This is a genomic window from Halomonas sp. G15, assembly GCF_021282295.1.
Lineage (GTDB): Bacteria > Pseudomonadota > Gammaproteobacteria > Pseudomonadales > Halomonadaceae > Halomonas > Halomonas alimentaria.
Genome location: NZ_JAJSPA010000023.1, coordinates 24,959 through 36,570 on the forward strand (window position 1 = coordinate 24,959; position 11,612 = coordinate 36,570).

Here is an 11,612-nt window from a genome sequence, read left to right on the forward strand (position 1 = left end):
GCCATTGAAAAGCCTGCCTATCATGACCATGTACTCTCAGACGACCAGGAAGGTTCGTTCACTCTCCGCGACGAGGAGGACTTCGATGAGCACCGATTCCATTCCCGATACCCTGCAGACCCTAGAGGCCGCGGGCAATACCTACCACTACCACAGCCTGCCGAAGGCCGCCGAGGCCCTGGGCAGCATCGACCGCCTGCCCAAGACCCTCAAGATCCTGCTCGAGAACCAGCTGCGCTTCGCCGACGACGAGAGCGTCGCCCGCGAGGACATGCAGGCGCTGGTCGACTGGCAGCAGGAGGGGCGCTCCGACCGCGAGATCGGCTACCGCCCGGCCCGGGTGCTGATGCAGGACTTCACCGGTGTACCCGGGGTGGTCGACCTGGCCTCCATGCGGGCCGCCGTGGAAAGCCTGGGCGAGGATCCGGCGCGCATCAACCCGCTGTCGCCGGTGGACCTGGTCATCGACCACTCGGTGATGGTCGACAAGTTCGGCAACCCCACGGCGTTCAAGGACAACGTGGCCATCGAGATGGAGCGCAACCACGAGCGCTACGAATTCCTGCGCTGGGGCCAGCAGGCCTTCGACAACTTCCGCGTGGTACCGCCCGGCACCGGCATCTGCCACCAGGTCAACCTCGAGTACCTGGGCAAGACGGTGTTCACCAAGGAGCAGGACGGCCGGACCCTGGCCTACCCTGACACCCTGGTGGGCACCGACTCCCACACCACCATGATCAACGGCCTGGGCGTGCTGGGCTGGGGCGTAGGCGGCATCGAAGCCGAGGCCGCCATGCTCGGCCAGCCGGTCTCGATGCTGATCCCCGAGGTGGTGGGCTTCAAGCTCACCGGCAAGCTGCGCGAGGGCATCACCGCCACCGACCTGGTGCTCACCGTGACCCAGATGCTGCGCAACCACGGCGTGGTGGGCAAGTTCGTCGAGTTCTATGGTGACGGCCTCAAGGACCTGCCGCTGGCCGACCGCGCCACCATCGCCAACATGGCCCCGGAGTACGGCGCCACCTGCGGTTTCTTCCCGGTGGATGACGAGACGCTGACCTACATGCGCCTCACCGGCCGCGACGACGCCCAGCTGGCACTGGTGGAGGCCTACAGCAAGGCCCAGGGGCTGTGGCGTGAGCCCGGCGACGAGCCGATATTCAGCGACACCCTGGCACTGGACATGACCGAGGTCGAGGCCAGCCTGGCCGGCCCCAAGCGGCCCCAGGACCGGGTGGCGCTCAAGGACATGAAGTCGGCCTTCTCCAAGGTGATGGAGGACGACGGCAAGCCGCTCTCCACCACCGAGAAAGGCAAGCTGATGTCCGAGGGCGGCCAGACCGCGGTCGGCATCGAGGAGAGTTACGAACACGCCGACAGCCAGGACGTGGACCTCGACGGCGAGGCCTTCCGGCTCGACCCGGGGGCCGTGGTGATCGCCGCCATCACCTCATGCACCAACACCTCCAACCCCAGCGTGATGATGGCCGCCGGCCTGCTGGCGAGGAAGGCCCGCGAGAAGGGGCTTACCACCAAGCCGTGGGTCAAGACCTCGCTCGCACCGGGCTCCAAGGTGGTCACCGACTACCTGGCTGCCGGCGGCGTGCAGGATGACCTCAATGCCCTGGGCTTCAACCTGGTGGGCTACGGCTGTACGACCTGCATCGGCAACTCGGGGCCGCTGGCCGAGCCCATCGAGAAGGCCATCGACACAGCCGACCTCACCGTGGCCTCGGTCCTCTCCGGCAACCGCAACTTCGAGGGCCGGGTCCACCCGCTGGTCAAGACCAACTGGCTCGCCTCGCCGCCCCTGGTGGTGGCCTATGCCCTGGCCGGCAACGTCCAGCTCGACCTGACCCGCGAGCCCATCGGCACCGGCAAGGACGGTGAGCCGGTCTACCTCAAGGACATCTGGCCCAGCCAGGCGGAGATCGCCGAGGCCGTGGAGCAGGTCAACACCGAGATGTTCCGCAAGGAGTATGCCGAGGTGTTCGACGGCGACGAGGTGTGGAAGGCCATCGAGGTCCCTCAGAGCAAGGTCTACCAGTGGTCCGACGACTCGACCTACATCCAGCACCCGCCCTTCTTCGAGGGTATGGGGCGCGAGCCCGACGCCATCGAGGACGTCAAGGGGGCCCACATCCTGGCCATGCTGGGCGACTCGGTGACCACCGACCATATCTCGCCGGCCGGTGCCATCAAGCCCGACAGCCCCGCCGGTCGCTACCTGCAGGAGCGCGGGGTCAAGCCGGTGGACTTCAACTCCTACGGCTCGCGCCGCGGCAACCACGAGATCATGATGCGCGGCACCTTCGCCAACGTGCGCATCAAGAACGAGATGCTCGATGGCGTGGTCGGCGGCGAGACCCGACATGTTCCCTCAGGCGAGCAGATGGCGATCTATGACGCTGCCATGCGCTACCAGCAGGAGGGCACGCCGCTGGTGGTGGTGGCCGGCAAGGAGTACGGCACAGGCTCCAGCCGCGACTGGGCCGCCAAGGGCACCCGCCTGCTCGGCGTAAGGGCGGTACTGGCCGAGTCCTACGAGCGTATCCACCGCTCCAACCTGATCGGCATGGGTGTGGTCCCGCTGCAGTTCCCGCAAGGCGAGAGCCGCCAGTCACTGGGCCTTACCGGTGACGAGCGGATCTCCATCGAGGGGCTCTCCGAGCTCACCCCGGGCGGCAAGGTCAAGGTGACCATCGCCTCCGACAAGGGCGAGAAGACGCTCGAGGCGCTGTGCCGTATCGACACCGCCAACGAGCTGGAGTACTACCGCCACGGCGGCATCCTCCACTACGTGCTACGCAAGATGATCGGCGCCGCGTAACCCCAACCCTCAGCGCAGCAGCAAAAGGCCCCGCCGGGAAACCGGCGGGGCCTTTCTCGATTCAGTGCACTATCAGAAGGAGCGGCGACGATAACGCCTGTACTCCGGCTCCCAGGAGTTGCGCTCGATGGCCTCGCGCAGCTTGATGCCATCGGTCTTCAGCGCCACGCCCTCGCCCTGGGCCTGGCCGGCCACATCGAAGGCGATCGCCTTGGATAGCTCACGGATCTTGGCGAGCGGCGGCAGCAGCGCCCCCTCGCCCTGCTTGACGATGGGTGCCTCGCGGGCCAGCGCCCGGGAGGCCGCCATCAGCATGTCGTCGGTCACCCGCCTCGCACCCGAGGCCACCACTCCCAGGCCGATGCCGGGGAAGATATAGGCGTTGTTGCACTGGGCGATGGGGATGGTGCGCCCCCCATGCTCCACCGGGGCAAAGGGGCTGCCGGTGGCGACCAGCGCGGCACCGTCGGTCCAGCGGATCACGTCCTCGGGCAGCGCCTCGGCCTGTGAGGTGGGGTTGGAGAGCGGCATGATCACCGGCGTCTCGCAGCCGGCGTGCATGGTACGCACCACCTCCTCGGTGAAGATGCCCGGGCGTCCACAGACACCGATCAGCACGCTGGGCCTGACCCGACGGATCGTCTCCACCAGCTCCTGGCCGCTCCAGCCCTGGGTGAGTGCCGCTTCATGGGCCAGGCGGCTCTGGAAGTCGCGCAGCCACTCCTGGTCGTCGGTGACCAGCCCCTCGCGGTCGACCATGTAGATACGGGCGCGGGCCTCCCGGTCGGTGAGGCCCTCGGCCTGCATCGCCACCACCACCTGCTCGGCGATGCCGCAGCCGGCGGAACCGGCGCCCACGAACACCACCCGCTGCTGGGCGATGCCCTCACCACGTGCCTGGCAGGCGGCCATCAGGGTACCCACCACCACCGAGGCGGTGCCCTGGACGTCGTCGTTGAAGCAGCACAGCTCGTCGCGGTAACGCGTGAGCAGCGGCACGGCATTGGCCTGGGCGAAGTCCTCGAACTGCAGCAGCACGCCGGGCCAACGCCGCTTCACCGCAGCGATGAACTCCGCGATAAAGGCGTCGTACTCCTCCTGGGAGATGCGTGGGTGACGCCAGCCCATGTACATGGGGTCGTCGAGCAGCGCCTGGTTGTTGGTGCCCACATCGAGCATGATCGGCTGGGTATAGGCCGGGCTGATGCCGCCACAGGCGGTATACAGCGCCAGTTTGCCGATGGGGATGCCCATGCCCCCGATGCCCTGGTCGCCCAGGCCGAGGATGCGCTCACCGTCGGTGACCACGATCACCTTGACCTTCTCCTTGGTGGAGGAGCGCAGGATATCGTCCATGCGATCGCGGTCGCCGTAGTTGATGAACAGGCCACGGTGATTGCGATAGATGTTCGAGAACTCCTGGCACGCCTTGCCCACCGTGGGCGTATAGATGATCGGCAGCATCTCCTCGAGATGCTCCGAGACAAGCCGATAGTAGAGGGTCTCGTTGTCGTCCTGGATGGCGCGCAGATAGATGTGCTTGTCGAGGTCGGTCTGACACTGGCGATACTGGCGGTAGGCCCGCTCCACCTGCTCCTCGATACTCTCGACGCACTGCGGCAGCAGGCCGATCAGGTTGAACTCGATGCGCTCCTCCTGACTGAAGGCACTGCCCTTGTTGAGAAGCGGCATCTCCAGCAGCGGCGGGCCGGCATAGGGGATATACAGGGGGCGCTTGGCTTCGGTGGTCATCTCAGCTCTCGATCGGTTGACGGGAACGGGCCGTTGGCGCTCTACCGGCGCCTTGTAGCGATACTCTACCACGCACGAAAAAGCCGCGCCCCGGCCTGGGCCGGGGCGCGGATCACGCGGCAATCACGGGACACTCTCGGAGTACCGACCGGGCTCAGCAGCCCTTGGCAGCAGGCTTGAGCGCCGCTTCGCCAGTGAAGAAGAGGGGCCGCAGCTTCACCCCGAGCATGTTGCCGGCGAAGGCCGCCACCAGCCACACCCAGCCGTGCAGGCTGCCGGAGGCAATACCGCCGAAGTAGGCGCCAATATTGCAGCCGAAGGCCAGGCGAGCACCATAGCCGAGCATGATGCCGCCGATCACCGCCGCCAGTACCGAACGCGCCGGGATGCGGAAATTGGGGGCAAACTTGCCGGCAAGGGAAGCCGCCACCAGGGCGCCGACGTTCATCACCGTGGTGATGTCGCTCCATACGCTGGCCTGCAGGGCGGAGGCATTCCAGCTCGCCTGCCAGTAGCCCCACTGGCTGACGTCGCCGCCCAGCGACTCGAAGCCCTTGGCACCCCACAAGGCGAAAGCCGACGTGATACCCCAGGGGCGGCCGGCCAGGGCCAGAGTGGCAAAGTTGAGCAGCGCCAGGGCCACGGCACCGCCCAGCAGCGGCCAGGGTCCGGTCAGCCAGCGACGGTTACCGGCATCGATCGTCGGCGCCCGCTCCAGCTGACCGTGGCGGCGCTTCTCCATCAGTACGGTGAAGCCGGCGATGGCGGCGAACAGCACCAGGCTCACCACGATGCCGCCACCGGCACCGAACTCGTTGACCAGCGACACCGGCTGGAAGGCGGGCAGGCTCTGCCACCAGCTGAAGTGAGCGGTACCGATGACCGAGCCGACGATGAAGAACAGCAGCGTGATCAGCATCCGTGCATTGCCGCCGCCGGCGGTGAACAGGGTGCCGGAGGCACAGCCGCCGCCCAGCTGCATGCCGATGCCGAACAGGAAGGCACCGAACACCACCGACACGCCGATCGGTGACACGTAACCGTAGACGGACTGGCCGAACAGGCTGCCGGCCGAAAGTGCCGGGAAGAACAGCAGCACCGCGATGGCCAGCATCACCATCTGGGCGCGCAGGCCGCGGCCGCGGCGTTCGGTGATGAAGACCCGCCAGGCGGAGGTGAAACCGAAGGCCGCATGGTAGAGCACCATGCCCAGCAGGCCGCCGACCAGCATCAGGGCACCGAGCCGAATGCCAAAGACGCTGCCGACCACCAGGGCGGCTGCGACCAGGCCGGCGGTGGCCAACACCGGCAGGGAGAGTCGGGATCGTTGGGTCAGGGCGAGTTCACTCATGGCGTGCTCTCTCGAAATCGTCAGGGGCGGGGAGCCCGATGGGCCGGCCATGTTAACGATCCCGGAAAAGCACGTAAAAGCATTTAAATGAAAGAATTGATTCCAAAAAAAGAATATGTACCACACGTCCCGCCCCTCAACGACAGCGGGCGCCCGAAGGCGCCCGCTGTCACGTCCGGCAGGTCGTGCCTCAGACGAAGCGCCCCAGGCCCGCGGCCTGGCGTAGGCGGTCCATCAGCGGGGCGGCCTCGGCGCGGGCACGCTCGGCCCCCTTCAGCAGTACCTGCTCGATATGGCCCGGATCCTCCAGCAGCGCCTGGTAGCGCTCGCGGGGCTCGCGCAGGTGCTCATCGAGGTATTCGAAGACGCGATTCTTGGCCTCGCCCCAGCCGATGCCATTGGCATACTCGTCACGCATGGCCGCGCTCTCCTCCGCCGTGGCGAAGGCGGAGTAGATCTGGAACAGGGTGCAGGTATCCGGGTCCTTGGGCTCGCCGGGCTCCAAGGAGTTGGTCTTGATCTTGCGCACCAGCTTCTGCAGCTTCTTCGCGGAGACGAACAGCGGGATGGTGTTGTTGTAGCTCTTGGACATCTTGCGGCCATCCAGGCCACCCAGCACCTCCACCTTCTCGTCCACCGCCGCCTCGGGCAGGGTAAAGTACTGGCCCTTGTAGAGGTGGTTGAAGCGCCCGGCCATGTCCCGGGCCATCTCGATATGCTGGATCTGGTCACGCCCCACCGGCACCCGATTGGCATTGAACATCAGGATGTCGGCGGCCATCAGCACCGGGTAGCCGAACAGGCCCATGGTGATGCCCTTGTCGGGATCCTGGTTGCCGGCGGCCTCGTTCTCCGCCACCGCCGCCTTGTAGGCGTGGGCGCGGTTCATCAGCCCCTTGGCGCAGACGCAGGAGAGCATCCAGGTCAGCTCGGGGATCTCGGGGATATCCGACTGCCGGTAGAAGATGGCGTTGTCGGTATCCAGGCCCAGGGCCAGCCAGGTAGCGGCGATCTCCAGGCGCGACTCCTGCACCCGGCGCGGGTCCTGGCACTTGATCAGCGCATGCAGGTCGGCCAGGAAGTAGTAGGACTGCACGTTGGGGTCCTGGCTCGCCTCGATGGCGGGCTTGATGGCGCCGACGTAGTTGCCCAGGTGGGGGGTACCGGTGGTGGTGATGCCGGTAAGAACGCGGGTCTTCTCGGAAGCTGCACTCATGGGAAAAGCTGACTCTGCGGTTCGGAAATGGCCGCTATGGTAACGCGCGCACCCCGCCAAGGCGACCGGGGTCACTCGGCCACGGCCGCCTCGCCGTAGATCCGCCGATACTCCTCGGGCAGGCGCCGCGGGCGGCCGCTTGAGAGCTCGATGCAGGCGAAGCGGGTGCGCGCCCGCAGCAGGGTGCGGCCATCGGCAAGACGGATCAGCTGGAAGCGGCGGGTCAGGGTCAGGCGGCTGTCATCGGCGATGATCCAGGTGGCGAGCGCAAGACGGTCGCCGGCGAAGGCCGGGGCCAGGTAATCCAGCTCATGGCGGTGTACCGCCATGCCGCGATCCAGTTCCCGGTAGCGCGCCAGGGTGAGCCCCAGGGCGTCGGAGTGGGCCCAGCTCACCCGCTCGATCCAGCGCAGGTACTCGGCGTTGTTGGCATGGTCATACTCATCGATGGCCGCGGGCTCGACAACGAGTTCGATGACGAAGGGCTCGGGCAGATCCCACTCCATAAGACGCTCCTCGCATGTCAGGGGCTCGAATCTCAGGGACGCAGCGCCCCGCAGTTCCAGCAGGCGTCGAAGACGCCATCCAGCGGCTCGCCGCAGTCGGGGCAGCGCCAGGCCGGTGCCTCGCTCGCCCCGGCCAGGGCCTCGCGAATCAGCGCCTCCGCCCGCTCGCGGTTATGCGGCTTCACCCACACCTCGGGCTCACACTCCCCCAGCGGCAGCTCGCCGGCGCCGCCGCCCAGGGTCATGTTGCGCAGCTGTGCCGGGATCCCCGCCGCCTCGAGCAGGTTGCGCACATGGCTGACCAGCAGCGCATTGCTGTGGGCGAAGACCCGCACCGCCTCTCCTGCCATGTCAGTCCCGGAAGACTCGCACACCCAGCGCCTTGAGGTAGCTGGTCTCGGGGATCGCCGGATGCACCGGGTGATCCGGCCCCTGGTGGCCCTGGAAGAGGACCTGGCCATGGCGGTCCTGGTGGCGCACCGCACCGCGCACCACGTCCACCAGTCGCTCCGGCGCCAGGTGCATGGAGCATGAGGCGGAGAGCAGCAGGCCGTCACGCCCCAGCAGGCGCATCGCTTCGCGATTGAGCTTCGCGTAGGCGCGCTCGCCGTTGGGGATATCCTTGCGCTTCTTGATGAAGGCGGGCGGGTCGAGGATCACCACATCGAACTGCTCTCCCTCCGCCTTGAGGGCCGCCAGCGCCTCGAAGGCGTCGCCCTCGCCCACCGACACCTGCTCCTGGAGGCCGTTGAGCGCAGCATTCTCGGCGACCCGCTCGAGCGCCGGGGCGGAGGCATCCACGCAGAGCACCTCACTGGCACCGTGGGCCGCCGCCTGCACGCCCCAGCCACCCACATAGCTGAACAGGTCCAGCACCCGCTTGCCGGCCACGAACTGGTTGAGCCAGGCGCGGTTGGCGCGGTGGTCATAGAACCAGCCGGTCTTCTGGCCGTCGAGCACCGGCGCGGCGAAGCGCACGCCGTTCTCCTCCAGCAGCACGGGATCACTCACCTCCCCCTTGACCACCTCCACGACGCGCTCGAGGCCCTCCTGGCGCCGCCCCGAAGTGTCGTTGCGCAGCACCACGGTGGTGGGCGAGAGCACCTTGTCCAGGGCGTCGAGCAGCTCGGGCAGGGCCGCCTGCATGCCGGCGGTATTGAGCTGGACCACCAGCGTATCGCCGAAGCGGTCGATCACCAGCCCCGGCAGCAGGTCGCCCTCGCCGTGCACCAGCCGGTAGTAGGGCGCGGCGAACAGGCGCTGGCGCAACGCCAGCGCCTGGTTGAGACGATGCACCAGCAGCGAACGGTCGAGGCCCTGCTTGGGGTCCCGGGAGACCAGCCGTGCACAGATCAGCGAGTTGGGATTGACGTAGGCCACGCCCATCGCCTTGCCGTTGGCGGCCTCCACCACCACCTGCGCCCCGGCCTCCAGCCCCTTGAGCGGGGTGGCATCGGTGTCGATCTCGTTGGAGTAGAGCCACAGGTGGCCGGCCTTGAGGCGGCGGTCGGCGTTCTTCTTCAGGCGCAGTGAGGACAGGGTCATGGGTCTCTCCGGGGAATCAGGTCTGGCAGTGGGGGCAGTAGACACTGGCCCGCTGCCCGAGGGTAATGAGGCGCAACTCGGCGCCGCAGCGGCGGCAGGGCTGGCCGTGGCGGCCATAGACATTGAGCCGCTGCTTGAAGTAGCCGGGCTCGCCGGTGCCGCCGACGAAGTCACGCAGGGTGGTGCCGCCCTGGGTAATGGCCGCGGCCAGCACCTCCTTGGCGGCGGCGGCCAGGCGAGCATAGCGCTCGGCCGAAATGCGCCCGGCGGCACGGCGCGGGTCGATGCCGGCCATGAACAGCGCCTCGGAGGCGTAGATATTGCCTACCCCCACCACCACGGTGTTGTCCATCAGGAAGGGCTTGACCGCAACGCGGCGCCCGCGGGAAAGCCGGTAGAGCCGTTCGCCGTCGAAGGCCGCCGAGAGCGGTTCGGGCCCCAGGCGCGCCAGGCGCGAATCCTGCTCGGGGCAACCGGCCAGCCAGTCGACGAAGCCGAAGCGGCGCGGGTCGTGGTAGCGCAGGATGACGCCGTCGTCGAGCACCAGGTCGAGGTGATCATGCTTCCTGGGGAGTTCGCCGAGACGCGCGATACGCAGGCTCCCGGACATGCCCAGATGCCACAGCAGGGTGGCCCCGGCGGCCTCTCCCCCGGAGAGGGGCAGCAGCAGGTACTTGGCGCGTCGGGCCAGCGTACCGATGCGCGCGCCCACCAGCCGCTCGGTCAGGTCGCCGGGCACCTGCACGCGCAGGCGGGGCTGGCGCACGATCACCTCGCCGATCTCGCGGCCCTCGACATGGGGCGCGATACCGCGGCGGGTGGTCTCGACTTCGGGAAGTTCGGGCATCGACGGCAGTCTCTGCGGCAGCCTCAGAAACGCCTGAACCCGGCTGAGGAGTCAGCCGGGTTCAGGTCAACAGGCTTGAACACCTGCGGAAGAGGATCAAGGCTTACTTGATCTTGGCTTCCTTGTACATCACGTGCTTACGGACGACCGGATCAAACTTCTTCATCTCCAGCTTGTCCGGAGTGTTCCGCTTGTTCTTGTCGGTGGTGTAGAAGTGGCCGGTACCGGCGCTGGACACCATTCTGATCTTGTCACGCATGACTACTTGCTCCCCTTTGATGAATCGCTAGAAAGCGAATCGCTTAGACGGCTTCGCCGCGCTTGCGGATATCGCCGAGTACCGCCTCGATACCCTTCTTGTCGATGATGCGCATGCCCTTGGAAGAGACGCGCAGCTTGACGAAGCGGTTCTCGGACTCCACCCAGAAACGGTGGGTGTGCAGGTTCGGCAGGAACCGGCGGCGAGTCTTGCGCTGGGAGTGTGAAACGTTGTTACCAGTCACCGGGCGCTTGCCGGTAACCTGACATACTTTGGACATGGGAGCCTCCAACCACTGGCCAGGTGTTCAATCACCTGTTGTGTTCAAAACCTGTCGGGCAAACCGGGAGATCCCGTGACATTTGACCCAAGGGAATTCAAAGGCTGCACTTTATACCAGAGACCGCCTCGCCGGACAAGCCCGGAGCGCAAGGGCATGACATGCCCCGCGACGGCGAGTGCGACGCGAAAGGCGACTGACGGTGGGCAGGCGCTTGGCAGGCGACCCCGATTTGCGGGGTCAGGCGCAGCCGAGGCGGCATTATAGAGGAAGTGGCGCCCCGCGTCATGCCCCGCTGACTATAACCACCCTCGTTCGGCGAAGGAGACAACCTCGCCATCCCCCACCACGAAATGGTCGAGCACGCGGATCTCGAAGAGCCCCAATGCCTCACGCAGCCGTTCGGTGATGCGCCGGTCGGCATCACTGGGTTCGGCCACGCCGGAGGGATGGTTGTGGGCGAGGATCAGCGCCCCGGCACCGAGCTCCAGAGCGCGGCGAGCCACCTCGCGGGGATAGACGGAGGCGCTGTCCAGGGTGCCGCGGAACAGCGACTCGTAGCGGATCACCCGGTGCTGGGTATCGAGGAAAAGCGCGGCAAACTCCTCGTGCCCGAGATGGCGCAACTGGCTGGAGAGATAGGCACGCACCAGGGTCGGCGAGGTGAGCGCCTCCCCCCGTGCCAGCTGGCTGGCCAGGTGGCGCCGCGACAGCTCCAGGGTAGCCTGGAGCTGCACGTACTTGGCATCCCCCATGCCCCGCGCCGCACAGAAGCGCTCGCGCTCGGCCTCCAGCAACTGGCGCAGGCCACCGAACTCCAGCAGCAGGTCACGCGCCAGGTCCACCGCCGAGCGACCCTGCACGCCCACCCGCAGGAAGATCGCCAGCAGCTCGGCATCCGAGAGCACCTCCGCCCCCAGCGCCAGCAACTTCTCCCTGGGGCGCTCCCCCTCCGGCCAGTCCCTGATCGACATCGCCACCCTCCCACTCTTCTCCCACACGCCGCGTGATCTCAGTGTAGCCACA

The 11,612-nt window shown here is 67.0% G+C and carries 11 protein-coding genes; 1 reads left to right on the plus strand and 10 read right to left on the minus strand.

The window, feature by feature from the left end:
• Window positions 1-85: 85 nt before the first annotated feature.
• Window positions 86-2,830, plus strand: a complete 2,745-nt coding sequence (gene acnA / locus LWH48_RS11765) for an aconitate hydratase AcnA (protein WP_232912725.1) — start codon at window positions 86-88, stop codon at window positions 2,828-2,830.
• A gap of 72 nt (window positions 2,831-2,902) precedes the next feature.
• On the opposite strand, the gene LWH48_RS11770 is transcribed toward acnA, so the two are convergent.
• The 10 genes from LWH48_RS11770 to radC all read right to left on the minus strand — a co-directional run bounded on the left by LWH48_RS11770 (window position 2,903) and on the right by radC (window position 11,560).
• Window positions 2,903-4,582, minus strand: coding sequence for an NAD-dependent malic enzyme (locus LWH48_RS11770; RefSeq protein ID WP_232912726.1), 1,680 nt, complete (start codon window positions 4,580-4,582; stop codon window positions 2,903-2,905).
• A gap of 154 nt (window positions 4,583-4,736) precedes the next feature.
• A complete protein-coding gene (locus tag LWH48_RS11775; RefSeq protein ID WP_232912727.1) occupies window positions 4,737-5,933 on the minus strand; it encodes a YeeE/YedE family protein in 1,197 nt (398 codons plus the stop codon).
• 190 nt (window positions 5,934-6,123) lie between these two features.
• A complete protein-coding gene (locus LWH48_RS11780) occupies window positions 6,124-7,149 on the minus strand; it encodes a tryptophan--tRNA ligase (RefSeq protein ID WP_232912728.1) in 1,026 nt (341 codons plus the stop codon).
• A gap of 71 nt (window positions 7,150-7,220) precedes the next feature.
• The gene (locus LWH48_RS11785; protein ID WP_232912729.1) at window positions 7,221-7,655 is read right to left on the minus strand and encodes an acyl-CoA thioesterase; all 435 of its coding nucleotides are present in this window, start codon (window positions 7,653-7,655) and stop codon (window positions 7,221-7,223) included.
• 32 nt (window positions 7,656-7,687) lie between these two features.
• Window positions 7,688-8,005, minus strand: a complete 318-nt coding sequence (locus LWH48_RS11790; RefSeq protein ID WP_232912730.1) for a putative signal transducing protein — start codon at window positions 8,003-8,005, stop codon at window positions 7,688-7,690.
• A gap of 1 nt (window position 8,006) precedes the next feature.
• Window positions 8,007-9,200 carry a class I SAM-dependent rRNA methyltransferase gene (locus LWH48_RS11795; protein ID WP_232912731.1) on the minus strand — a complete coding sequence of 398 codons (1,194 nt, stop codon included), beginning with the start codon at window positions 9,198-9,200 and terminating at the stop codon, window positions 8,007-8,009.
• A gap of 16 nt (window positions 9,201-9,216) precedes the next feature.
• Window positions 9,217-10,047, minus strand: a complete 831-nt coding sequence (gene mutM / locus LWH48_RS11800) for a bifunctional DNA-formamidopyrimidine glycosylase/DNA-(apurinic or apyrimidinic site) lyase (RefSeq protein WP_232912732.1) — start codon at window positions 10,045-10,047, stop codon at window positions 9,217-9,219.
• Between the two features lie 103 nt (window positions 10,048-10,150).
• A complete protein-coding gene (rpmG, locus tag LWH48_RS11805; RefSeq protein ID WP_021819788.1) occupies window positions 10,151-10,306 on the minus strand; it encodes a 50S ribosomal protein L33 in 156 nt (51 codons plus the stop codon).
• 43 nt (window positions 10,307-10,349) lie between these two features.
• A complete protein-coding gene (gene rpmB / locus LWH48_RS11810; RefSeq protein ID WP_023007520.1) occupies window positions 10,350-10,586 on the minus strand; it encodes a 50S ribosomal protein L28 in 237 nt (78 codons plus the stop codon).
• Window positions 10,587-10,885: 299 nt separating this feature from the next.
• Window positions 10,886-11,560, minus strand: coding sequence for a RadC family protein (gene radC, locus LWH48_RS11815; RefSeq protein WP_232912733.1), 675 nt, complete (start codon window positions 11,558-11,560; stop codon window positions 10,886-10,888).
• Window positions 11,561-11,612: the final 52 nt, after the last annotated feature.